Genomic DNA, 24,558 nt, shown 5'->3' on the forward strand with positions numbered 1-24,558 from the left:
CACCTTTCCCACGGAAGGCTCTGAATGATCGATCGCGATCGCTTCCCCGTCGACGAATGGCGCCTCGTCGAGACCGAGTTCTCGCTCGAGGACGTGGGGGTCACCGAGACCCTCTTCGCCGTCGGCAACGGATACCTGGGTCTGCGCGGCAACTCGATCGAGGGGCGCTTCGCCCTCGAGCAGGGGACCTTCATCAACGGGTTCCACGAGACGTTCCCGATCCGTCACGCCGAGCAGGCATACGGCTTCGCGGAGGTCGGCCAGACGATCATCAACGCCCCGGATGCCAAGGTCATGCGCGTCTACGTCGACGACGAGCCCCTCTCGCTCGACGTCGCCGACGTGCGCGAGTACGAGCGCGTTCTCGACATGCGCCAGGGGATTCTCCGCCGCACCCTCCTGTGGGTCACCCCCTCGGGCAAGAGCGTGCGCATCGAGGACGAGCGCTTCGTGTCCTTCGACGAGAAGCACCTGGCGGTACTGCGCCTGACCGTCACCGTGCTCGACGCCGACGCCCCCGTCACCGTGAGCAGCCAGCTGCTGAACCGTCAGGACGGCGAGGGCATCTACGGCGGCTCGCCGATGGCATCCAAGCAATCCGGGTTCGACCCGCGCAAGACCGAGAAGCTCACCGACCGCGTGCTGCAGCCGCGCGAGTACTGGCAGGACGGCGACCGCTCGGCGCTCAGCTACGAGGTGAACGAGTCGGGCATGACGCTCGCCGTCATCGCCGACCACCTCGTCGAGACCGAGAACGAGTTCACGGCGCGTCAGCTCGTCGAGCCCGACATCGCCAAGAACGTCTACCGCGTGCACGCGAAGGCGGGGGTGCCGACGACCATCACCAAGTTCGTCAGCTACCACTCCTCGCGCGGCGTTCCCACCGGGGAGCTGCTCGACCGCTGTCGGCGCACCCTCGACCGCGCCCGCGAGAAGGGCGTGCAGCGTCTCATCGACGAGCAGATCGCCTGGTACGCCGACTTCTGGGACCGCTCCGACGTGCGCATCGGCGGCCAGGCCGACCTGCAGCAGGCCACCCGCTGGTGCCTGTTCCAGCTCGCCCAGGCCGCGGCCCGCGCCGACGGTCAGGGCGTCCCGGCCAAGGGCGTGACCGGCTCCGGCTACAGCGGCCACTACTTCTGGGACACCGAGGTCTATGTGCTGCCGTTCCTGGCGTACACCTCGCCGCTGTGGGCTCGCAACGCCCTGCGCATGCGGTACCTGATGCTGCCCGCGGCGCGCAAGCGCGCGCACCAGCTCAACGAGGCGGGCGCGCTGTTCCCGTGGCGCACGATCAACGGTGAGGAGGCATCGGCCTACTACGCCGCCGGAACCGCGCAGTACCACATCAACGCCGACGTCTCCTTCGCCCTGGCGAAGTACGTGCGAGCCACCGGCGACGAGGAGTTCCTCGCCCGCGAGGGGGTCGACATCGCCGTCGACACGGCCCGCCTGTGGTCGACGCTCGGGTTCTGGCGCTCCAGCGACGACGCCCCGGACGGCGAGCACGACTCGTTCCACATCCACGGCGTCACCGGGCCCGACGAGTACACCACCGTCGTGAACGACAACCTCTTCACCAACGTCATGGCGCGCTTCAACCTCCGCTTCGCAGCGCGCACCGTGCGCGACCTCGCCGAGAACGATCCCGACGCGTACGCCAAGATGGCCGACCGCATGAACCTCGACCCCTCCGAGCCGGAGCGGTGGGACCGGGCGGCCGAGGCCATGCACATCCCCTTCAGCGAGGCGCTCGGCATCCATCCCCAGGACGCCGTGTTCCTCGAGCGCGAGATCTGGGACCTCGAGAACACCCCGCCCGACCAACGCCCCCTGCTGTTGCACTTCCACCCGCTGGTGATCTACCGGTACCAGGTGCTCAAGCAGGCCGATGTGGTGCTCGCCCTCTTCCTCCAGGGAAATCACTTCACGGATGCCGAGAAGCTCGCCGACTTCGAGTACTACGACCCGCTGACCACGGGCGACTCGACGCTGTCGGCGGTCGTGCAGTCGATCCTGGCGGCCGAGGTGGGGTATCAGGACCTCGCGCTGGAGTATTTCCGTCAGGCCGCGTTCGTCGACCTCGGCGACCTGCACCACAACGCCTCGGACGGCGTGCACGTCGCCTCCGCCGGTGGGGTGTGGACGGCGCTCGTCAGCGGCTTCGGCGGCATGCGCGACCACTTCGGTCTGCTCACCTTCGACCCGCGTCTGCCCGCGGACTGGCCCGAGCTGTCGTACGTGCTGCACTGGCACGGCACGCGCCTCGACATCACCGTGACCGCGACCGCGCTGACCCTGCGTGCCGGGGGAGAGGGCGGCCCCGTCTCCTTCGCCGTGCGCGGCGTGGACTACACCGTCGCGCCGGGAGAGACGGTGCGTGTGGCGCTGCACGGTCAGGGACCGGTGCGTCCCGGCCGGCCGTCGATCCGTCAGCTCGAGGGCTCCGTCCGCGAGGACGGCACGCTGCTGTCGGCCTCGGTGCCGATCGTCACGACGGCGATCCCTCTCGTCAGCGACGACGACGCCCCCGTGGCCGTCGGCCTCGACGGCGGCTTCTGACCCGCACGGACGCGGCGGCACCCTCCGGGGTGTCGCCGCGTTCGGCGTTTCCGGGGCGTGGTGCGGTGGGGGAGGGCGCGGGGGCGCGCTGTGGCGGGGGAGGGGAGTCGGTGGGGGGAGGATGCGTCGGGGGTGCGGCGTCCTCCCGTCGCGGATTCTCCTCCCGTGAGGGTGGGCGCGGCCCGGCGGAGGCGGCGTCTCGCGCACCAGCGGGCGGCGCGAGCCAGGGTCCGTGGTGCGGTGGGGGAGGGGAGTCGGTGGGGGGAGGATGCGTCGGGGATGCGGCGTCCTCCCGTCGCGGATTCTCCTCCCGTGAGGGTGGGCGCCGGCCGGTGACCGGGGCCGGCGGAGGCGATGTCGGAGGGACGCCGTAGGCTGTTCGGGTGACGACAGCCCTGTACCGCCGATACCGCCCCGAGGCGTTCGGCGAGATGATCGGGCAGTCGCAGGTGACCGAGCCGTTGATGACCGCGCTGCGCAGCGATCGCGTGGGCCACGCCTACCTGTTCTCCGGTCCGCGCGGCTGCGGTAAGACCACCTCGGCCCGCATCCTCGCGCGCTGCCTCAACTGCGCGGCCGGCCCCACCGATACCCCGTGCGGCGTGTGCGACAGCTGCGTCGAGCTCGGTCGTGGCGGCGGCGGTTCGCTCGACGTGGTCGAGATCGACGCCGCCAGCCACAACGGTGTCGACGACGCGCGCGACCTGCGCGAGCGCGCCATCTTCGCCCCGGCCCGCGACCGCTTCAAGATCTTCATCCTCGACGAGGCCCACATGGTCACCCAGCAGGGGTTCAACGCCCTGCTGAAGCTCGTCGAAGAGCCGCCCGCGCACGTGAAGTTCATCTTCGCCACGACCGAGCCCGAGAAGGTGCTCGGCACGATCCGCTCGCGCACCCATCACTACCCGTTCCGACTCGTCCCGCCCGCGGCCATGCTCGAGTACGTCCAAGAGCTCTGCGAGAGCGAGGGCGTCGGGGTCGAGGCCGGGGTGCTGCCGCTCGTGGTGCGCGCCGGTGGTGGCTCGCCGCGCGACACCCTCTCGCTGCTCGACCAGCTGATCGCCGGCTCCGACGCCGACGGCGCGGGTCACGTTCTCGTGCGCTACGAACGTGCGGTCGCCCTGCTCGGCTACACGCACTCCGAACTGCTCGACGAGGTCGTCGACGCCTTCGCCGCGAACGACGGCGGGGGAGCCTTCGCCGCCGTCGACCGCGTCGTGCAGACCGGTCAAGACCCTCGTCGCTTCGTCGACGACCTGCTCGAACGATTGCGCGATCTCATCGTGGTCGCGGCGACCGGTGCCGGAGCGTCCGCGGTCCTGCGCGGGGTCCCCGACGACGAGCTCGAGCGCATGGCGCGACAGGCGACGGCGTTCGGTACCGCGCGCCTGTCGCGGACCGCCGACCTGGTCGTCGCCGCACTCGACGAGATGACCGGCGCCACCTCGCCCCGACTGCAGCTCGAGCTGCTCGTGGCCCGGGTGCTCACCCACGCCGGTGTCGCGCATGGCACCTCGCCCGCCACCGCGCACGAGCTCGACGTCTCGCGCGGGGCAGACCAGGCCGTCGCACCCGCGACGGGCCGACCGGCCTCGCCCGCCGCCGACATCGCGGTCCCCGCAGCTGCGGCCCCGGCACGCACCCCGTCGGTCGCGTCCCCCGGGTCGCCGCGCATCGCGTCGCCGGGAGGGTCGCCGAGCGCGACTCCACCGGCCGTGGCATCGCCCGCTGCGGCGTCTCCGGCTGCGGCGTCTCCGGCCGCGGCGTCTCCGGCCGTCGCGTCTCCTGCGCCGCCGCGCATCGCTTCGCCCGGCGGAGGGCCCGCCGTGGCCGCGCCCGTCGCTGCTCCGGGGGCGATCGCCGAGCCCGGGCGCACCTCGCCCGCTGTCGCGTCGCCGACGGGTTCGTCGCCGGCCGTGGCTTCCCCCGGTCGCGGTCCCGCCGCCTCCTCGCCCGTCGCCCCGCAGACCCGCCCGGCCGCTGCGCAGACCCGGCCCGACGCCCCGTCCGACGACGATGCGCCCCCGCCCTTCACCGACGACGACGCACCGCCGCCGTTCGACGACGGCGAGCCGATGCCCGCCGACCCGGGCCCCGCCGCCGCGCCGCGCCGCCCGAGCACAGCCGAGACGCCGGCTTCGACCCCGGCCGACGAGGCACATCCGTTCGACACGGCCCCGACCCCCGGATCGGCGTCGGCGGACGATACCGACGCGACTCCCGAGCCGACCCCGGCGGCTGCGGCAACCCCCGCGGCCCCGGCTCCGGACGCAGCGCCGGCTCCGACCTCCCCGGTTCCGGACGCGACCCCGGCTCCGGCCTCCCCGGTTGCCGACGCGGCCCCTGCCTCCGCTGCCCCGGCCGCCGACGGCGCGGCGGAGAACGCAGCGCCGGCTCCGGCATCCCCCGTTCCGGACGCGGCCCCGGCCGCCGACACCGCGACCCCGGACGCGACCGCGGCCTCGGCCCCGGTCACCGACACCGCGGCGCCGGACGCCGACACCACGCCCCTCGAGCCCACCGCCCCCACGCCGCCCGTCACGCCCGTCGGTCCGATCGAGCTCGCCCACGTCCGCGACGCGTGGCCCGAGATCCTCGGCCAGCTCGAGGTCGCCAGCCGCTCGTCGTGGCTCATCGTGTCGACGTCGTCGGTGGTGGCGTTCGACGACGACGTGCTCACCCTCGCGTTCCGCACCGCGCCCGATCTGTCGGCGTTCAAGACCCGCACGCCCGAGGGCGGGCCGAGCGAAGACCTCCGCCACGCGATCCAGGCGGTGCTCGGCGTCCGCGTCAAATACCTCGCGCGCCTCGACGGCGACGCCGGCCCGGGAGGCTCCGGGGGCGCTGGGCGCGGCCCTTCCGGTCCTGCGGCGGGCCGCGGTCCGGGTCCTTCGGGGGCCGACGCCGCGCGTGCCCCCGGGGGCACGGCATCCGGGGGCCGATCCTCGGCGCCGTACGCGTCGAGCGTGACCGAGTGGGCCGTCGCGCCCATCCCCGCCTCCGACGCCGCCACCGCGCCCGGAGCCGTTCGCGCGCCCGCCACGACGGCGCTCGCGGTCGACGACGAGCCCGACGACGTGCCGCCGGCCGACGCATCCCCTCCGCTGCGCGAGGGGGCCGTGCTGCCCCCGCGCGAGGTCGTCCCCTCGGTGCCCGCGCCCGACGAGGTCGACGACGACGACGTCATCCCACCCGTCGATGACGCCGACGGGCCCCTCCCTCCCGTCGTCGTGCCGCGCATGGCGCCGCTGAGCGGCGGTGTGCAGCGCTACGGCGAGGCGGTCGTGCGCCAGATGCTCGGTGCCACCTACGTGCGTGACGAACCCTACGAGCCCCCGACGAGGTTCACCTGATGTACGACGGAATCGTTCAAGACCTCATCGACGAGTTCGGTCGTCTGCCGGGAATCGGGCCGAAGTCGGCGCAGCGCATCGCGTTCCACATCCTGCAGTCGCCCACCTTCGACGTCTCCCGGCTGTCGACCCTGCTCGGCGAGATCCGCGAGAAGGTGAAGTTCTGCGAGATCTGCGGCAACGTGTCGGAGCAGGAGCGCTGCTCGATCTGCCGCGACCCGCGCCGCAACGCGACCCTCATCTGCGTGGTCGAAGACGCCAAGGATGTCGCGGCGATCGAGCGCACGCGGGAGTTCCGCGGCCTCTACCACGTGCTCGGCGGCGCGATCAGCCCCATCGCCGGCATCGGTCCCGACGACCTGCGCATCACCTCGCTCATGCAGCGGCTCGCCGACGGCACGGTGCAGGAGGTCATCCTCGCGACCAACCCCAACCTCGAGGGTGAGGCGACGGCCACCTACCTCAGCAGGCTGCTGCACACCCTCGAGATCCGCGTCACCCGGCTGGCATCCGGTCTCCCGGTCGGCGGAGACCTCGAGTACGCCGACGAAGTGACCCTCGGCCGCGCCTTCGAGGGCCGCCGCACGCTCTGATCCCGATCGCCGGAAGCCGGCGCGCGGAAGCGTTGCGGGCTGGTGAACCGCGCGTTCACCCCCTGCTCCCGCCGCGGTCACCCGCAGGCGCGACCTTCATCACTGCGGAACAGTGCCGGTCGACCCGAACCCCCGGTGCGCAGGTCCGTCAGACAGGGGCCTTTCGTGAGCGACATGCTCTCCGACACGCGTGCGCGCCGCGGCCGCGTGATCTTCGACACCTTCCGCTCGGCACGCGACCCGCGCCTGAGCGCGTGGCTGCTCTTCCGCTCGTACCTCCTCCCCGAGCTCGCCGTCACGCAGCTGGCGCTGACCGAGGCCGCCCCGCCGGCCCTGGCCGCCCCGCTCGGGGTGTTCGGTGTGTGGCGTCTGCTCGCGACGAACAATCGCGAGCTCGCCCGCTGCGCGACGGTCTTCGCCGATCCGACCGCCGCTCTCGTCGCCGCCCGCGCCGCGCAGGCGGGGGCGGGTGAGATGAGCGTGTCGACCGTGCGGGGCCCGGTCTCGACGAAGCACGCCTGGCTCCTCCGGCGCGGAGACCGCCCGGTCGCCACCGCCGCTCGATGGTACGAGTCCGCCGGCGAGGCCGCCGCGGCCGGTCGTGCCGCCGTCACGGTGCTCCAGGACGCCCACGTGGCTGAGGGCGTGAGCATCGGCACCGCGTCGGGCCGCCGCTCGCGCCTGGTCGCCCAGCCCGCGTGAACGCCGCCGGTCGACGGCGCCGTCCCGGCGGGACGAGCTGATGGACGACGCGGTCGACACCAGCGGCCTCGTCGCCGGGCGGTTCCGCGTCGAGGGTCTGCTCGGCTCCGGGGGAACGGCATCCGTCTTCCGCGCGTACGACACGGAGACCGGCCGGACCGTGGCGCTGAAGCTCCTCCATCCCCACCTGTCGCAGAGCGACCTGCTTCGCGAGGCGTTCCTGGTCGAGGCCCAGCGCGCGGCGCGCGTGCGTCACCCGGGTATCGTCGCGGTCCTTGACACCGGCACGTTCGAGGAGCACGGCATTCCGATCGCGTGGATCGCGCAGGAGCTCGTCGACGGCGTCACCCTCTCGGAGCGGGTCCGCGTCGAGGGTCCGCTGTCGTCGGCGGATGCCGCGGCCGTGGCGTGCGACATCCTCGACGCCCTCGCCGCGGCGCACGCCACCGGTCTCGTGCACCGCGACGTGTCCCCGGCGAACGTGCTCGTGCGCCTCGACGCTGCCGCGGGCCGGCGCGCCACGCTGCTCGACTTCGGTCTCGCCGATGCCGCCGGCGCGACCGCGCACGGAGACGACGTGCTGCGCAGCACCGTGTCCCCTGCGTCGGCGGGTGTCGTCGGCAACGTCGAGTTCGCCTCTCCCGAGCAGCTCAGCGGCCGACCGGTGGGCCCGGCGGGAGATCTGTATCAGGTGGGCGGTCTGCTCCACTTCGCCCTCACGGGGCGCGCGCCCTACGCGGGGGCCGACCGGGCGGCGGTGATCCGCGCCCACCTGCACGCTCCGCCTCCCGTGCCCTCCGTGGCAAGACGCGACGTCCCGGCGGGGCTCGACCGTGTCGTCGTGCGGGCCCTGCTGAAGGACCCGGCGGCCCGCTTCGCCGACGCGGCCGCGATGCGCGATGCCACGCTCGCGGCCGTCGCCGCGTCCCGCGCGCCCGTCGTGGAGGAGAGCTCGAGCGTGACGCGCGTGCTCGGTGTCGCGACGCGCCGCGTCGTCGCCCCGCTGTCCTCGGCCGCCGAGGCCGCCCTCGCCTCGTCGCGTTCGGCCGCGGCGTCCGGGCCGGGTCCGGCGGCGACCGAGCACCGCGGTCCCGGATGGGGCGCCGTCGTCGCACTCATCGCGGTGCTGGCCGCGGCGGCCGCAGCCGTACCGTTGGTCGCCGGTGCGGGGCGGGCGGCTCCGACCCCGGTGGCCGTCGAGGCACCGCCTTCGCCCACCGCGACGGAAGTGCCCGAACCGCTCGCCACGGCGGCCACCCCGGTGCCGGTCGCCACCACCACCGCCGTCCCCGCGCTCGACACCCTCGACGCGTTCCGCGCCGCGCTGACGGGGGCGGGACTGCAAGTCGCCGACATCGCCCAGAGAGACGCGCCGTCGCCCGCCGGTACGGTGCTCTCGACGGAGCCCGCGCCGGGGAGCGTGGTGCCGCGCGGCTCCTCCGTGCGCCTGGTCGTGGCATCCGGAGCGAACACGGTGCCCGAGGTGGGCGGAATGGATGCCGCCGCCGCCGCGTCCGCGCTCCGGGCGGCCGGGTTCACCCCGGCGCAGACCACGGCCGTCTCGTCCCACCCGCCGGGGACGGTGGTGGCCGTCGAGCCCGCCGCGGGCGCCTCCGTCCGCTTGGGTGGGACCGTGACGGTGACGATAGCGGTCTCGGCACCCACCCCCACCCCGACCGCGACGATGCCCGCGCCGACCCCGATCCCGACACCGACGGCGACGCCGACCGCGCCGGCGCGGTGAGCGCCGGAGCGGCGTCGTCCGTCGTTCACCTTTCCGCCTCTGTCGTTCACCACCCCGCCAGGCGGTGTGGACGGAGCGAGCCGGTGTCGTTCACGACCGGCTCCTACCGTCGCTCCTGCCGGTACCCGAGCCGGCTCCAGGGGAAGCGAACAGTCGCGACACCCGCCGGTCGACCGGCGCCCCGCGACTCCTCCTCGCCCGTCGAGGGCGAGCGGCGCGGACGCCCGCCCGCACCGGCGCGATCGATGGAGGACGTATGACGCAGGTCACCGAGGTGCTGCCCTCGAGCGAGGCACCCGTTCCGCGCTCGCTCAAGAGCGCACCGGTCGTCGCCGACCGTGTCTTCCGCTCGACCGCGTACGCCGCCGGTGGCATCACGGTCGCGATCATGCTCGCCGTCGGTGTCTTCCTCACCGCCCGGGCCGGGGATGCGCTCGCCGTCGCGGGGCCGTCGTTCCTCACCACGCAGGAGTGGTCGCCCGAGACGGGGACTTTCGGCGTAGCGGCGGTGCTGTTCGGCACGGTCACGATCGCGCTCGTGGCGATGAGCATCTCGGTGCCGCTCGCCCTGGGTACCGCTCTGCTGATCAGCGAGATCGTGCCGCCGAGAGCCCGCGGGCTCCTCATCACCATGGTCGACCTGATGGCCGCGGTCCCCAGCGTCGTGTTCGGCCTGTGGGGCGTGTTCTTCCTGCAGTCCGGGGTGATCCCCGTCGCGCAGTGGATCTCTATCTACTTCGGATGGATCCCCGTCTTCCAGGTGACCGACCCGACGGGCGCGCGTCTGACGGATGCCGGTGCCTTCACCTCTTCGGCGTTCATCGCCGGCATCGTGGTGGCGCTGATGGTCGTGCCCACGCAGACCTCCGTCATGCGCGAGGCGTTCTCCCAGGCGCCGCTGGGCGAGCGGGAGGGGGCTCTGGCCCTCGGATCGACGCGCTGGGGGATGATCCGGGCGGTCGTCCTGCCCTTCGGGCGCGGCGGCATCATCGGCGGGACGATGCTGGGCCTCGGCCGGGCGCTCGGCGAGACGATCGCCGTGGTGATGATCATCTCGCCGATCTTCACGATCAACACGCAGCTGCTGAAGACCGGCACCAACTCGGTCTCGGCCCTGATCGCCCTGCGTTACGGCGAGGCGAGCCAGTTCGGTCTGTCGGCGCTCATGGCCGCCGGGCTGGTGCTGTTCGTCATCACGCTCATCGTCAATTTCACCGCGTCGACGATCGTCGCGCGCAGCCGGTCCGGAGCGGAGAGCAACTGATGGCGATCGTCACTCCCGAGGCTCCCACGTCGCCCGACGAACCCGACCGCCTTCCTCACCGCACGACCATCCCGTTCCGCGACGGTCGCGTCGGCGAGCGCCGCGACCTGCGCACCGTCCCCTTCGGCGATCGGTTCGACCTCGTCGGAAGCGCCGCGGCCGCCGTTGCACTTTCGACGCTGCTGTTCGGGTGGCTCACCCCGATGACGGGCGTCGTCGGCTGGGTGGTGCTGTCATTCATCGGCTTCCTGGGCATCTACGCGGTGATGACCTCGATGCGCGCCGACCGTCTGGCCGTCAGCGAGCGCATCATGACGGCGCTGTTCTACTCCGCCGGGGTGGTGCTGCTCGGAGCCCTGACCTTCGTGGTGTTCTTCACCCTCGGCCGCGGGTCCTCGGCGCTGCTGAACCTGAACTTCTTCACCGAGACGATGAAGCTCGCGGGCCCTCTCGACCCGCTCACGATGGGCGGCATCGCCCACGCGATCGTCGGCACCCTCATCCAGATCAGCATCGCCCTGGTCATCACGATCCCGCTCGGGGTGACCACGGCGGTCTTCCTCAACGAGATCGGCGGCCCGTTCGCCCGGTTCGTGCGGACGATCTCGGATGCCATGACCGCGCTGCCCTCCATCGTCGCGGGGTTGTTCGTCTACGCCGCCGTGGTGACCCTCATCACGAATCAGCGCTCCGGGTTCGCGGCATCCCTTGCCATCAGCGTCATGATGCTCCCCATCATCATCCGCGCCTCCGACGTGGTGCTGCGCCTGGTGCCGAACAACCTGCGGGAGGCCTCGTACGCCCTCGGCACCAGCCGGTGGCGCACCGTATGGAGCGTCGTGCTGCCCACCTCGCGCTCGGGGCTGGTCACCGCGGTGATCCTCGGGACGGCGCGAGGGATCGGTGAGACCTCGCCGGTGCTGCTCACTTCCGGCGTGACCGCCGAGATGAACCTCAACCCCTTCTCGGGACCGATGATCTCCCTCCCGCTGCAGGTCTTCGACTTCGTCAAGTCGCCCGAGCCGAACATGATCGCGCGCGGCTTCGGCGCCGCGGCGACCCTCGTGCTGCTCGTCCTGACGCTGTTCATCGTCGCCCGTCTCATCGGCGGGCGCGGGCCGGGACAGCTCTCGGACCGTCAGCGTCGCGCCGCCGCCGCCGCATCCGCTCGCGACCTCGTCCGCATGAGCGGCGACGAAGCGAGCACCCGCGCGGCGCAGCGCGCGACGCCGAAGGGGCGACCGCCCCGCGATCTCTCCTGGCGCCTCGCGCAGCGCGCCCTCACCGCTCGCCCGAACCGACCCTCCGAGGAGAACCCGTCGTGAACGTCCCTCCCCGCCTGAGCCGCCTCGCCGCGGTGCTCGCGGTCGTCTCTCTGGTGGCGCTCGCGCCGACCCCCGCCCAGGCGGACGGTTACGTCCCCATCTCCGGCTCGGGCTCGACCTGGTCGCAGAACGCCCTCGATCAGTGGCGCAAGAACGTCGCCAGCAACTACGGCATGACCGTGAACTACTCGGGGACGGGGTCGAGCGCGGGTCGCACGGACTTCCGCAACAGCACCGTCGACTTCGCGATCAGCGAGATCCCGTTCCAGGAGAAGCCGGAGGACGGCTCCCCGCCCGAGACGACGTTCGGCGACGGGACGCCGCTGCAGGGCAAGTTCTCGTACATGCCGATCGTGGCGGGCGGTACCTCGCTCATGTACAACCTCAAGATCGGCGGCAAGCGCGTCACCAACCTCCGACTGTCGGGGGAGGTGATCGCGAAGATCTTCTCGGGGCAGATCTCGAAATGGAACGACCCCGCCATCGCCGCCGACAACCCGGCTCTGGCCATGCCGGATCGGCCGATCACGCCCGTCTACCGTTCCGACGGGTCGGGCACGAGCGCGCAGTTCACCCTGTGGATGTCGAAGCAGTACCCCTCCATCTGGGATCGGGGCATGCTGTCGCAGTTCCCCCAGGTGAACGCCTCGTTCAAGGGCCAGAACGGCTCGCTCGGCGTGGCCGGCTACGTCAGTCAGAGCTACGGCGAGGGAGCGATCACCTACGTCGAGTACTCGTATGCGATGAAGTCCGGATTCCCGGTGGTGAAGGTCCTGAACAAGGCGGGGTACTACGTCGAGCCGACGTACCAGTCCGTGGCCGTGGCACTCATGTCGGCCGGCATCAACGCCGACCTCACCCAGAACCTCGACGGCGTCTACAACAGCACGGATCCGCGTACGTACCCCATGTCGAGCTACTCGTACATGATCGTGCCGACGCAGACGAACAAGCTCTTCACGACCGAGAAGGGCAGGACGCTCAGCAAGTTCGCGAACTACATGCTGTGCGAGGGGCAGCAGCAGGCCGCGGCGCTCGGCTACTCCCCGCTGCCGATGAACCTGGTGCAGGCCGGTTCCAAGGTGCTGGAGACGATCCCCGGCACCGAAGGGGCGGTCGACTTCAACACGTGCAACAACCCCACGTTCAAGCCGGGTGACTCGCCGGGCAACAATCAGCTCGCCGCGACCGCCCCGAACCCGCCGGACTGCGACAAGCAGGGCCCGACGCAGTGCGTCGAGGGGACCGGCGGCGCCCAGGAGGCGACGCCCGCGACCGGTGCCGGGGGAGCGAGCGGCGGTGCGAACAGTGCGGATGCCGCGGCGGGAGCCGCCGGCGGGGCCGCCGGGGCGACTGCGGCGTCCTCGGCCGGAGCACAGACCGGCTCGACCGCGGAAGCGGTGTACGACGCGAACGGCAATCTGATCTCCGGCGGCGGCGGCGCCGTCAACGCCGCGGTGTCCTCTCCCTTCACTCTCGCCGAGGACGGCTGGAGCACCCCGCAGTTCGTCATGCTCGCAGCGGGTCTGCTGCTGGTCGCCGCCATCCTCATCCCGCCGATGGTCTTGCGCCGCTCGCGCGGTCGCTCCCCGCGGGCATAGGCGCAAAAATGCCCTGATCTGGTTTTTTCAAGCGTTCGCAGCTAGAGCGCACCCCGTCGGCGCTTCGTTACCGCCGAGTTCATCCCGCCGTCACCGGCACGCTTTTCACTCTCCGAGGGTGCGTCGACACCCCCTGTCCGAAGGATTCCCTGGTGCCCGAAACCCGCGATCGCAACGCCGCCGAGCCCGCCCCGGCGGTGCCGTCGAGCCGACGTTCCCGGGCGGCCTCACCGGTCGCCGCGACGAAGGCCCGCCTGTCGCTGCGCGGAGCGGTCCGACGGTCGGCGGCTTCCCTCGTCGCCGGGCTGGCCGTGGGCGCGACGGTGTTCGCCCTGGTGTCCAGCGCCGTGGTCGCCTCGCCCCCGTCGGCGGCGGCGGACACGTCATCGGCGGTCACCGTCACGGCGAAGCAGCAGGACGAGGCGATCGACTCGGCGCCGATGCCCGACCTGTCGGTGACGGTGTCGCAGACGCGCGATCTCGTGGCCCAGGGCATCCGCATCGAGTGGACCGGCGGGAAGAAGTCCGTCGCCCCGTCCGCCGGGGGCAATGGCGGTGAGAACTTCCTGCAGATCTTCATGTGCTGGAAAGAGGATGCGGAGCACCCGGGCAAGCCCGACCGGACCTCCTGCCAGTACGGCGGAGCGGGCAGCGTCGGGGCCACGCGCGACGATTTCCGCAACTTCTCGTCCATGGACCAGGTCCCGGCTCAGGACGTGGACTACACCGTTCCCGGCGCCCGCGTCTTCCCTCCGTACACCTCCATCCCGTTCATCGCCCGTGACGGCACCCGGGTCGACTCCATCTCTCGCGATCCCGCCACCGGCACCAAGACGAAGAACGGCTCGGTGAACGTCAACGCCAACCAGTTCTTCACCTCCTTCACGACGAACGAGATCCCCTGGGTGGGCTCGGGCGACGACGGTCGGGGCTCGGTCGTCTTCGAGACGCAGACCACCGTGCAGTCGAACGGACTCGGGTGCGGCACGCCGGTCACCTCCGCCGGAGCCACCGTCGGCGCGTCCTGCTGGCTGGTCATGCTTCCCCGCGGCACCTCGGACAACGGCTCCACGAACATCACCCAGTCGGGCCTCTTCCACGACTCGTGGCAGCACGCTCTCTCGGTGAAGCTCGACTTCGCGCCGGTCGGCTCGGGATGCCCCGAGGGGCGCGCGGAGCAGCAGATCGCCGGAAGCGAGCTGGCGTCGCTCGCCGTGGCATCCTGGCAGCCCGTCGTCTGCAACCAGGACGGCGGATCGGTGTACTCCCTCATCACGAGCGCGGAATCCGATGCCCTCCTGTCGGCCGCCACCCTGCCCACCGCTCCTTTGGCTCTCACGAGCTATCCCCGGTCGGGCGAGGGGGAGGACCCGCTCACGTACGCGCCCGTCGCACTCTCCGCCATCGGTGTCTCCGTCGCCGTCGACCGGCTGCCGGACCCCAACAAGAAGGATCTTCCCAAAGAGTGGCAGGACCGCGCGCGGACGCCCTTCACGAGTGTCAACCTGACCCCGCGCCTGCTCGCGAAGCTGTTGAGCTACTCCTATCGGTCATCCATTCCCGTCGGGGCCGATCAGGGCTATCTCACGGGGACGAACGAGTACAACGTCACCCGTGACCCCGACTTCCTCGCGGTGAACGACCCCGAGTGGAAGGCGCAGGACCTGTCCGGTCCCGCGATCGCCGACATCATCGTCCCCCAGGGGCGCTCGGACACCGCCCGGGCGGTGTGGCGGTACATCGCGTCCGATCGGGATGCCGCGGACTTCCTCGCCGGCAAGCCGGACCCGTGGGGGATGGTCGTCAACCCGTGGTACTCGACCGACCCGGAGACGAACCCGACGAAGACGGCGTTCTCCCTGGACCGGGACGACTTCCCGAAGGCCGACCCCGTCGAGGTCGCGCCCCAGAACCAGGGACCGGTCAATCTCGTCACCTGGCGCCCCTACGCGAACGACCTCTCCTCCATCGCCTCGCTGACGCTGCGCGGCGACGGCCAAGGACCCGGGTCGTGGGACAGCAATGCGACCCCGCCCAAGTACCTGAAGGCGGCGCGGATGCTGCCGGGCTCCCAGCGCCTGCTCGGAATGACCAGCGTCCCGGCCGCAGCCCGCTTCCAGACGGTGACCGCGTCGTTGCGCAACTCCGCGGGGAGCTTCGTCTCGCCGACCGCGATGTCGATGTCCGCGGCCGCCGAGGCGATGACCTCCGCGGGCGGCTCCGACCAGGTGGTCGCATACGACCCGGCATCCGAGCGGGCGAAGGGGGCTGCGGACGCCTACCCGCTCACCATGCCCGTCTACGCGGCGACGAACGCCGCCGTCGCCGACCCGGCCCTGCGCTCCACGTACGCCGATCTCATCCGCTTCGCCGTCAGCAGCGGCGCGCAGACCCCCGGTGTGGCGCCGGGACAGCTTCCCGACGGCTACGTGCCCCTGCCCGCGGCCTGGGTGCGCCAGGCCGAGGAGGCCGCCGACGTCATCCGCACCGGCAAGCGGCCCGCCGCGGGCGGCGACTCCGCGGCGGAGGGCTCGACCGCGTACGTGCCCGCTCAGCGTGCGCAGCCGACGACGGGCGGCGCCGTCGCGGCGCCCGCGGGGGCCGCGACCGACGCGGCGCCCGCGGTGGACGCCGCCGCGACCGGTGCCCCGGCCGCAGCCCTGGCCGGGGGGAAGACCCCGGACGACCCCGACAGCGGCGCGATGACCGCCGCCCTGCCGGTCAGCCTGCTCGCGGGTCTGGCGAGCGCGGCCGGGGTCCCCCTGATCACCCGTCTCCGTAGACGGGTCACCTGAAGCCCGCACCGTCGGCTTCTGCACCACCCTCTCAGCACCCGAACAAGAACAGGAAGTCATGAAGCTCAAGCGAATCGTCGCCCTCGGCGCGGCCCTCGGTGTGGCCGTCGCCGGCGTCGGCGTGGCCTCGGCGGCGAATGCCGACCCGGTCACCGATGGATACTCCATCGTCGGTTCCGACACCCTGCAGGACGCCGTCGGAGCCCTCGCCAACGGAACCAACATCACCGGACCGTCGGTGCGTCTGTCCGGGGATGGAAAAGCCCTCGGATCCTGGGACGCCTTCACGCTCGGCGTCGCCGGCGGCGTCGGCAACATCCAGACCAAGCCCTACGGCCCGGTCATGAAGCGCCCCAACGGCTCCGGCGCGGGTCGCAACGCCCTCGCGGCGTCCGTCGGCGGCACCTCGGGCCAGGCCTTCACCTGGGAGTCGGTCAACGTCAAGGACCAGGTCGACCTCGCCCGCTCCTCGTCGCTCGGCAGCACCGCCGGCTCGCTGCTGACCTACGTGCCCTTCGGTCAGGATGCCATCGGCTACGCGTTCAAGATCGGCGATGCGTCGGGTGCGGATGCCGCCGCCGCCAAGGCCGTCGTCGAGGATCTGACGAAGGCCCAGCTCACGAGCATCTACTCCGCGGGAACGTCGTCGGCCGCGAGCGCCGCGGTGAGCGGAACGGGCTACACGATCAAGCCCCTCGGGCTGCAGTCGAGCTCGGGTACGTGGACCACGTTCCTCAACAAGATCGGGGTGACCTCCCTGGGCAACGCCGTGGACACCCGCAGCAACAACATCCCCGAGAACGACGGGCGCGTCCTCACGCCCGCCGTGAACGAGATCCAGATCGTGCCGCTGTCGGTGGCCAACTACATCGGTCAGCTCAACAACGCCGCGCGCATCAACACGTTCTCGGGGGTCTCCCTCGGTGCGATCGGCGGGGTGCAGGCCACCACCGGCACCGCTCCGAACCTCGCTCCCAGCACCTCCTACTACACCAGCGCCGACTGGGGTCGCACCGTCTACATCGTCGTCCCCACGGCGAAGATCACCGACGGCCCCTCGTTCGACCAGGGCATCGCGAGCCTGGTCGACACCACGTCGCCCTCGAGCCTCACCTACTGGGGCTCCTCGGCGTCACCCGCGACGACGAAGGCCGTCAAGGCCAAGTTCGGCTTCAGCGCGCCCACCGGCACCGTCGTCACCCGAAACAACTGAGTCACCGAAAAGGTAAAGGGTCAGAACTTCCATGAAGATCACGCTGAAGACCGGCGCGAAGGGACTCGGCGCCGTTCTCGTCGCCGCGAGCCTCGTCCTCGCCCCGGCCGTCGCCGCCAACGCGGCCGTTCCCGCCACCACGGGCTCCGCTCACCCCGTCTACCTGACCGACATCGAGACCGGGAAGCTCATCGCCCCGGGTACCGTCCTCGGCTGGAACAGCGACGCCATCGGCTCGCCCGAGGCCGGCGATGAAGACTTCAACAGCTTCTTCGCCATCCCCGAGGGCGCACAGTCGGTGCGCACGTTCATCTCGCCGCGCGGTCAGGAGACCAATCAGGCAGCCTGGAACGCCTCGGTCGCCCTGGGCTTCACGACGAGCGGCATCCAGATGCCGAACCTCAAGCCCAGCGGCAACCTGCAGGCCGGCACCGGCACGCCCTCGGGCTCGGGTGCCGTGGCCAACGCCGGTGGCGATTACTCGCTGGGCGTCGCGTTCCTCAACGGCAGCAAGGTCGTCGAGGCCAATTTCACCTTCATCACGGTGACGGCCAACGCGACCCCCTCCAAGGCGACCTGGACCTTCGCCACGCCGGCCGCTGCGGCCACCGCCCCCACCATCACCACGGCCTCGCTCAATGCGGCCACGGTCGGCACGGCCTTCTCGCAGACGCTGACGGCCGACGGCACCGCTCCGCTGACGTGGTCGGTCAAGTCCGGGACGGCTCTGCCGGCGGGCCTGTCGCTCGACGCCGCCTCGGGTGTGGTCTCGGGCACGCCCACCGCCGCGGGCGCGTACGCCGCGACCGTCGTCGCCACCAACAGCGCCGGATCGAATGAGAAGGCGTTCTCGGGCACGGTCTCCGCTCCCCCTCCGACCGCCCCGGTCAAGCCGACCGGCTCCACCCCCAACAAGGTCGACGTCGCCGATCCCGCCAAGGGCGCGAAGACGGTCTCGGTTCCGGCCGGCTCCGCCAACGCCAACAAGACGCTCACGGCGTGGGCGTGGTCCGACCCGACCAACCTCGGCCAGGTGACGACCGACGCGAGCGGCAACGCGACCGTCGACATCTCGTCGCTGCCCGCCGGTGAGCACACGATCGCGCTGACGCAGCCCGGCGACGCGAGCTTTACCGTCCTCGCCTGGGACACGATCACCAAGGTGTCGGCATCCGGTGACACCACCTCCGACACGGTCGACCTGACCGCGGCCGTGACCGCGAGCGACCTGTGGTCGCTCAACGCCGAGGCCGCCAAGGTCGACTTCGGCAGCGTCGCGCGCAACGCCAGCGTCACCAAGGCGCTCGGCAAGATCACCGTCGTCGACGACCGCAACGTGCTCAAGGGCTGGAACCTCGACGCTGCGTGGAGCTCGTTCAAGAACTCCGCCAAGGACGAGATCCCCGCCTCCGCGCTGACGCTCACCCCCAAGGTCTTCGCCGGTTCCACCCCCATCTCGGGCGTGGCGCTCGGTACGGGCACGAAGATCGCGTCCAGCTCGGCCGTCTCGACGCTCACCGCCGGTGCGCTCTTCGACGCCGATCTCACCTTCACGGCGCCCAAGGACGCCCAGACGGGTGACTACACCTCGACCCTGACCGTCACGCTCACCTCCAAGTGAGCTGACGCCCGGATCGACTCGCAATGAGCCGTGCGGGGAGGCCGACACCGGCCTCCCCGCACGGTGCGAGCCGCGTCGACGACCGGCTCACCCCCCATCAGACCTCGTTCACCATCGCGACACACCTCCGTCGCACTCATCTGCGGAGATATACCGTGCTCTCCTCGACCTCGCGGCGCCGCTTCCCGGCTCTGGGCGCCGCTCTCATCGCCGTTGTGGCGACCCTCGCTCTTCTCTCGCCGTCGGCGCCCGCAACGGCCGCCGAGGGCGACACCGCCGCCACCGTCGGCGTGGCGACCCGCCCCGCGGGGGAGGACGGCCGCCCCGACGGTCGCTCCCGCTTCACCTACACAGCCGACCCCGGTCAGAGCGTCACCGACCGCGTGCTGGTGGGCAACACCGGCACCGCGCGGCAGGACTTCACCGTCTACGCGACCGACGCCTACAACGGCGACGACGGCGGCTTCGCCCTGCTCACCACGGCGGAGACGCCGACCGCCGTCGGCGCCTGGCTGCGCTTCGACGACGGCAGCGATCGCGCGACGTTCTCGCTCGAGCCGAACGAAGTCCGCCTGCTCACCTTCACGATCGCCTTCCCGGCGGACGCGACCCCCGGCGACCACGTCGGCGGCCTCGTGGCATCCGTCGTCGAACCTGGGCAGCAGGTCACCGTCGACCGCCGCGTCGCCACCACGATCTCCGCCCGTGTCTCCGGCGAGCTGCAGCCGCAGCTGAGCATCAGCAGCTACGACGCCTCGTACGAGGGCGACTGGTGGAACCCGTTCGCGGGAGACGTGCGCCTGCGCTACACCGTCACCAACCCGGGCAACGTCGCGCTCGCCGCGAACCTCACCTCGGGCGTCAGCACGTGGTTCGGACTCCCCGCGACGGGCATGCAGGGCGGCAGCATCCCGGTGCTGCTCCCCGGCAGCACCGCGACCTACGAGTTCACGCTGAGCGGGGCGGGCCAGTGGCTCTTCCTCAATCCTCGCACGGTGCTCAGCCCCTTCGTCGACTCACCCGACGCCTCGCAGCAGGTCTCGGTCACCCCTGTCAGTCGGGATGCCATCGCCTTCGCCGTCCCGTGGACGCTGCTGATCCTGCTCGCGGTGGCGGCGGGGGTGTTCTTCCTGCTGCGCTGGCGTCGCCGTCGTGACGAGGCGCGCGCTCAGGAGTGGATGGATTACATGGAGCGCGCGACCGCGGCCGAGGCCAAGGAACTCGCCGCCGCGGCCGGCGCGGGAACCCCGTGAGCCGCTCGCGCGGACCCCTGCGGATCGCACTCGGCCTCGTTCTCGTCGCCCTGGGGGCGACGGGCGTCGCGGCTCCCGCGCTGGCGGGGACGGATGCCGGTTCGGGGACGCCGCTGTCGGTGACCATCACCGACGGGTCGACGCCCGCGCCGACGTCCTCGACATCGTCCCCGTCCGGGTCCGGGTCCACCGGCGGCGGCTCGCCCACGGGGGGTTCTCCGTCGAGCGGCACCCGCGGAGCCGGTGCGTCCACCGGTGGTGCCGGAACGACCTCCGGCTCCTCGACCGGGGGCTCGACCGACCCGGCCGGCGGCACGACCACCCCCGCCGGGGCGGTGAGCGCGGGCGGCGGCCTCTTCATCGGCGGACTCAACGGCGCCGGAACACCCGCGGTGAACCCGGGGGGCGGCACCGTCGACGTCTGGTTCACCGTGTACAACGCCTCCGGCTCGACCATCGACGCCCGGGCGGACTTCTGGATGGACGTCCCGATCTTCGGCAACCGGCTCGACGGGGCCGACGACGTGGCGATCGACGCCCTGCAGCCGGGGGAGTCCCGTGTCGTCTCGGCGCGGCTGCGCGGCGCCGGCCAGTGGACGCTGCTCGCCACGCACGTCACCTTCACGCCCCCCGAGACGGTCGACGGCATCGCCGTCACCGCCGTCACGCGGGACGCCCTCGTGCCCGTCTTCCCCTGGCTCGTCGTGCTCGTCCTGGTCCTCCTGATCCTCGCCGCGGTCATCGTGCGCATCGTCCGGGCCGCTCTGCCCCCGGTTCCCGCGGCGGCGATGCCATGACCCTCTTCGCGCCCCGCACGACGCCACGGGACGACTCCCCGCCGCCCCCGCCCCGCCGTCCTCCCCGTCGTCGACCCGAGTACGCGCCGCTGTCCCCGGTCCAGGTCTTCCTGCGCGGGACGCTCGTGTCCGTCTCGGTGCTCGTGCTCGTCTTCCTGATCAACCTGTCGGTGGTCAGCCACATCGGTCACTTCGCCTCGCAGCAGCAGCTGCGCGACACCTTCCGGGCGCAGCTGTCGGCGGGCACCGCTCCGGTCAGCGAAGGCGACTTCGAGGACCACCTGCTCGACGACGGCGCGCCCGTGGCGCTGCTGTCAATCCCGCAGCTGGGTATCGACGAGGTGGTCTCCGAGGGCACGACCTCGGGGGTGCTGATGCAGGGCCCCGGCCATCGTCGAGACACCGTGCTGCCGGGCCAGGCCGGCGTGAGCGTCCTGATGGGTCGCACCGCGGCCTTCGGCGGCCCCTTCGGTCGCCTGCAGACGCTGCAGCCCGGCGAGACCTTCACGGTGCGCACCGGGCAGGGCGAGCAGGAGTTCGCGGTCCTCGGCGTGCGGTACGCCGGCGACCCCACGCCCCCCGCGCCGGTGAAGGGCGAGAGCCGCCTCATCCTCTTGTCCGCGCGCGGAGCCCCGTACCTTCCGTCGGGGGTCGCCTACGTGGATGCCAGAGCCACCGGCGACGCCTTCCCCGCGGGGGCGCGCCAGACCACGTCGATGACGTTGCCGCCGCAAGCGCGGCCCCTCGCGACCGACCTGACCACGGTGTGGGCGCTGGTGTTCGCTCTGCAGTTCCTCGTCCTCGCCGAGTTCGTCGCCGTCTGGGCCTACCGACGCGTCGGGTGGCAGAAGACCTGGGTCGTGTTCGCCCCGGTCCTGCTGCTGGGCAGCGTCTTCGTGTCCGATCAGCTCATCCGCCTTCTTCCCAACCTCCTCTGACCGGAGCCCGCATGTCCTCCACCCGAGACCCCGAATCCGACGACCGCGACCGCCCGGACGCGCTCTTCTCCGACGCCCTGCGCAGCGATGCGACCGAGGGCCCGCTCGACCCGTTCGTCACCGATGTGATGAGCCCGGCCGACGCGCTCGCCGATCCGTACATGACCGACGTGGTCACGACGGAGGAGCTCGAGATGCTCACCCGGGTCGAGCACGCGGCGCCGACGAGGACCGCCGCCCCGGCCGGATCCGTCGCCGAGATCGCCCGTCGATCCCGTCGCACCACGCGCCTGTTCGGCCGCCGCGAGCCGTCCGCCCCCGACGACCGGACCGACGTCCTCCCGGTCGGCGTGTCGTCCGTGCCCGCATTCGCGCCCCCCGCGCCTCCCGTGGTCGGTGCGACCGTGGCGCTCGCGGAGGCGCCCGTGGCGACTCTCGAACGGCCGGCGGGCGAACCTCGTGCGTTGTCCGAGCTCGACGCGCGGTCGATCTCGGCGTGGTTCGGTGACCACCAGGTGCTCCTCGACGTCTCGTTGACCATGCCCGCCGGGCAGGTCACCGCCCTCATCGGCCCGTCGGGCTGCGGCAAGTCGACGTTCCTGCGCATCCTCAACCGCATGCACGAGCTGGTGCCCTCGGCATCCCTCGCCGGGGAGGTGCGTCTCGACGGCGACGACATCTACGACCCGGGGCACCGCCTGATCGACGCGCGCAAGCACATCGGCATGGTCTTCCAAAAGCCCAACCCGTTCCCGGCGATGTCGATCTACGACAACGTCATCGCGGGGCTCAAGCTCACGGGGCTGCGCGCCTCGCGCGACGAGAAGGACCACCTCGTCGAGACCTCGCTCGCCTCGGCGGGTCTGTGGAAAGAGGTCAAGGACCGCCTGCGCGCCCCCGGCGGCGGGCTCTCCGGCGGCCAGCAGCAGCGCCTGTGCATCGCGCGCTCCCTGGCGATCAAGCCGAAGGTGCTGCTGATGGACGAACCCTGCTCGGCCCTCGACCCCACCTCCACGCGCGTGATCGAGGAGACGATGGGTGAGCTGCAGAAGGAGCTCACGATCGTCATCGTCACCCACAACATGCAGCAGGCGCAGCGCGTGTCGCAGCAGTGCGCGTTCTTCCTCGCCTCGCAGGGCCAGCCCGGCCACATCGTCGAGCACGGCGACACCGAGGCGATGTTCGACTCGCCGATCGACCCGCGCACCTACGACTACGTGAACGGTCGCTTCGGGTGAGCCCGCAGTGAAGTCCCGGGATGCCACGACCCACGCCCCGTGCGGCGCGGGGGCGTGGCATCCCGAGGCTAGCCCCGCGCCCGCGCGCGCACCCGCGTCACGCTGGACAGCGTCGCGCGCACCGGCTGGCCGAGATAGATGCCGAGCGACGCGCCCACGGCCAGGGCGATACCGATCGTCGCCGCGCCGGCGAGCGTCGTCACGCCGGTCATGAGCACCGCGGCGTCCTCGCCCGACTCCACGATCCCGAGCAGGCCGCGGAACACCGCGGCACCGGGCACGAGCGGGAGGATCGCCGCGGTCGTGATGGCGACCGAGGGGACGTGCAGCCGATAGGCCACGACGATGCCGGCGAAACTGCCGACGAACGCGCCCACGCCGCTGGCCGCGGCCACCTCGAAGCCGACGCCCGTCGCGGCGACGTACCCGGCCCAGGCCACGAGGCTCAGGGCGGCGCTGACCACGACGATGCGCGCGCCCGCGCCGTTGTAGACCGCCACGGCGATCGCGATCACCGCGGCCCCGACGAACTGCACCGACACCGGACCCAGCGGCAGGGCGTTCGACGGCGGCGACATCCCCATCCCGATCACGCGCACCGTCTCGAGACCGGCGAGGATGCCCAGCACGACGCCGAGCGTCTGCGTGGTCAGTTCGAGGATGCGTCCCGTCGCGGTCAGGGCGAAGCCGTCGATGGCATCCTGGGCCGCACCGACCACGGTGAGGCCCGCGAGCATCAGCACGATCCCGGATGCCACGATCACCGACGGTCGGATCGCCGCGGCCGCATCGAGACCGGTGTAGCGCAGCAGGGGCGACAGGGCGGCGAAGACGGTGAGGACGAAGCCGCCGGCGATCTGCGCGAAGAAGTACGGCACACGGGCTCGCGCCATCACGTACTGCGTCGTCGCCGCGAGGGCCGCGGCGAGGAACGACAGCACGAGGGCGAGCCAGTTCGCCCCGAACATGATCGCCACACCCGCGGCGAGCGACGCCTGCGAGGCGATGACGATCGGCGGGCGGTACCGGAACGGCAGACGCCGGATGGCGCGGCAGCGCGCGATCGCGTCGTCGAGGGCCAGACCGCCGGTGATCTCGGTGACCAGGGCCTGCAGACGCTGCAGCTTGGCGTGATCGGGGACCGAGCCGCGCACGACCCGCAGCAGCGTCGTCGGGTGGCTCGCCCCCGGACGGCTGTGCGCGATCGTGATCGAGTTGTACGTCACGTCGACGTGCACCGGATCGAGCCCGTACGCCCCGCACACCCGCACGATCGTCAGCGTCACCTCGTTGGCCGGGGCGCCGACGACGAGCATCGTCTCGCCGATGCGGATCGCGAGGTCGAGGATGCGGGTGGCAAGCGCCTCGTCGATGACCGGCAGCAGCGTCGTGTCGAGCGACGCCGCCTCGTCGTCGGTGTGGACGAGTCGTCGCAGCGACGTCAACCAATGACCGGGGGAGAGCGGCATGCGGATCGCTCCAGGGGGAGGGGGTGGAACCCCACGATCCTAACCGCGCGCCGCTGCGCGTTCGCATGACGGGGCGGGAATGCGGGCGCC

General features: G+C 71.9%; 16 protein-coding genes. 15 read left to right on the forward strand and 1 reads right to left on the reverse strand.

Going from position 1 to position 24,558, the window contains the following annotated elements:
• Positions 1-24: 24 nt before the first annotated feature.
• From Q9R20_RS10710 to Q9R20_RS10780, 15 genes are all read left to right on the forward strand, one after another.
• Entirely contained in the window at positions 25-2,562 is a 2,538-nt protein-coding gene (locus Q9R20_RS10710; RefSeq protein ID WP_311249330.1) for a glycosyl hydrolase family 65 protein, read from the forward strand.
• A gap of 383 nt (positions 2,563-2,945) precedes the next feature.
• Positions 2,946-5,915 (forward strand): DNA polymerase III subunit gamma and tau, encoded by a 2,970-nt coding sequence (locus Q9R20_RS10715; protein ID WP_311249331.1) that lies wholly within the window; start codon positions 2,946-2,948, stop codon positions 5,913-5,915.
• Positions 5,915-6,508 carry a recombination mediator RecR gene (recR, locus tag Q9R20_RS10720; protein ID WP_295836954.1) on the forward strand — a complete coding sequence of 198 codons (594 nt, stop codon included), beginning with the start codon at positions 5,915-5,917 and terminating at the stop codon, positions 6,506-6,508. Before Q9R20_RS10715 ends, recR begins: the two co-directional genes overlap by 1 nt.
• Positions 6,509-6,673: 165 nt before the next feature.
• Positions 6,674-7,210, forward strand: a complete 537-nt coding sequence (locus Q9R20_RS10725; protein ID WP_311249332.1) for a hypothetical protein — start codon at positions 6,674-6,676, stop codon at positions 7,208-7,210.
• A gap of 40 nt (positions 7,211-7,250) precedes the next feature.
• Positions 7,251-8,954, forward strand: coding sequence for a protein kinase domain-containing protein (locus Q9R20_RS10730; RefSeq protein ID WP_311249333.1), 1,704 nt, complete (start codon positions 7,251-7,253; stop codon positions 8,952-8,954).
• 256 nt (positions 8,955-9,210) lie between these two features.
• Positions 9,211-10,218: a phosphate ABC transporter permease subunit PstC gene (gene pstC / locus Q9R20_RS10735; protein ID WP_311249334.1), complete on the forward strand. Its 1,008-nt coding sequence runs from the start codon at positions 9,211-9,213 to the stop codon at positions 10,216-10,218.
• Positions 10,218-11,543 (forward strand): phosphate ABC transporter permease PstA, encoded by a 1,326-nt coding sequence (gene pstA / locus Q9R20_RS10740; protein WP_311249335.1) that lies wholly within the window; start codon positions 10,218-10,220, stop codon positions 11,541-11,543. The genes pstC and pstA overlap by 1 nt, the downstream gene beginning before the upstream one ends.
• On the forward strand, positions 11,540-13,144 hold the full coding sequence (pstS, locus tag Q9R20_RS10745) for a phosphate ABC transporter substrate-binding protein PstS (RefSeq protein ID WP_311249336.1): 1,605 nt from the start codon (positions 11,540-11,542) through the stop codon (positions 13,142-13,144). Before pstA ends, pstS begins: the two co-directional genes overlap by 4 nt.
• 152 nt (positions 13,145-13,296) lie before the next feature.
• Positions 13,297-15,939, forward strand: a complete 2,643-nt coding sequence (locus Q9R20_RS10750; RefSeq protein WP_311249337.1) for a hypothetical protein — start codon at positions 13,297-13,299, stop codon at positions 15,937-15,939.
• 58 nt (positions 15,940-15,997) lie between these two features.
• Positions 15,998-17,152, forward strand: a complete 1,155-nt coding sequence (locus Q9R20_RS10755) for a hypothetical protein (RefSeq protein WP_311249338.1) — start codon at positions 15,998-16,000, stop codon at positions 17,150-17,152.
• 31 nt (positions 17,153-17,183) lie between these two features.
• A complete protein-coding gene (locus Q9R20_RS10760; RefSeq protein ID WP_311249339.1) occupies positions 17,184-18,773 on the forward strand; it encodes an Ig domain-containing protein in 1,590 nt (529 codons plus the stop codon).
• 155 nt (positions 18,774-18,928) lie between these two features.
• On the forward strand, positions 18,929-20,026 hold the full coding sequence (locus tag Q9R20_RS10765) for a hypothetical protein (RefSeq protein WP_311249340.1): 1,098 nt from the start codon (positions 18,929-18,931) through the stop codon (positions 20,024-20,026).
• On the forward strand, positions 20,023-20,823 hold the full coding sequence (locus Q9R20_RS10770; RefSeq protein ID WP_311249341.1) for a hypothetical protein: 801 nt from the start codon (positions 20,023-20,025) through the stop codon (positions 20,821-20,823). Before Q9R20_RS10765 ends, Q9R20_RS10770 begins: the two co-directional genes overlap by 4 nt.
• Positions 20,820-21,761: a sortase domain-bontaining protein gene (locus Q9R20_RS10775; RefSeq protein WP_311249342.1), complete on the forward strand. Its 942-nt coding sequence runs from the start codon at positions 20,820-20,822 to the stop codon at positions 21,759-21,761. The genes Q9R20_RS10770 and Q9R20_RS10775 overlap by 4 nt, the downstream gene beginning before the upstream one ends.
• A 464-nt stretch (positions 21,762-22,225) precedes the next feature.
• Positions 22,226-22,999, forward strand: a complete 774-nt coding sequence (locus Q9R20_RS10780) for a phosphate ABC transporter ATP-binding protein (RefSeq protein WP_396653683.1) — start codon at positions 22,226-22,228, stop codon at positions 22,997-22,999.
• A 68-nt stretch (positions 23,000-23,067) separates the two neighbouring features.
• Here Q9R20_RS10780 and Q9R20_RS10785 read toward each other — a convergent pair whose 3' ends face one another.
• Entirely contained in the window at positions 23,068-24,468 is a 1,401-nt protein-coding gene (locus Q9R20_RS10785) for a threonine/serine exporter family protein (RefSeq protein WP_311249343.1), read from the reverse strand.
• Between the last annotated feature and the right edge of the window lie 90 nt (positions 24,469-24,558).

It is taken from the genome of Microbacterium sp. PRF11 (assembly GCF_031844085.1).
In the GTDB taxonomy this organism is placed as follows: domain Bacteria; phylum Actinomycetota; class Actinomycetes; order Actinomycetales; family Microbacteriaceae; genus Microbacterium.

Bases quoted from the DNA above. Each gene is read 5' to 3' on its own strand.
- Q9R20_RS10710 (WP_311249330.1), top strand. From the start codon at position 25: ATGATCGATCGCGATCGCTTCCCCGTCGACGAATGGCGCCTCGTCGAG.
- recR (WP_295836954.1), top strand. From the start codon at position 5,915: ATGTACGACGGAATCGTTCAAGACCTCATCGACGAGTTCGGTCGTCTG.
- Q9R20_RS10730 (WP_311249333.1), top strand. From the start codon at position 7,251: ATGGACGACGCGGTCGACACCAGCGGCCTCGTCGCCGGGCGGTTCCGC.
- pstC (WP_311249334.1), top strand. From the start codon at position 9,211: ATGACGCAGGTCACCGAGGTGCTGCCCTCGAGCGAGGCACCCGTTCCG.
- pstA (WP_311249335.1), top strand. From the start codon at position 10,218: ATGGCGATCGTCACTCCCGAGGCTCCCACGTCGCCCGACGAACCCGAC.
- Q9R20_RS10755 (WP_311249338.1), top strand. From the start codon at position 15,998: ATGAAGCTCAAGCGAATCGTCGCCCTCGGCGCGGCCCTCGGTGTGGCC.
- Q9R20_RS10760 (WP_311249339.1), top strand. From the start codon at position 17,184: ATGAAGATCACGCTGAAGACCGGCGCGAAGGGACTCGGCGCCGTTCTC.
- Q9R20_RS10775 (WP_311249342.1), top strand. From the start codon at position 20,820: ATGACCCTCTTCGCGCCCCGCACGACGCCACGGGACGACTCCCCGCCG.
- Q9R20_RS10785 (WP_311249343.1), bottom strand. From the start codon at position 24,468: ATGCCGCTCTCCCCCGGTCATTGGTTGACGTCGCTGCGACGACTCGTC.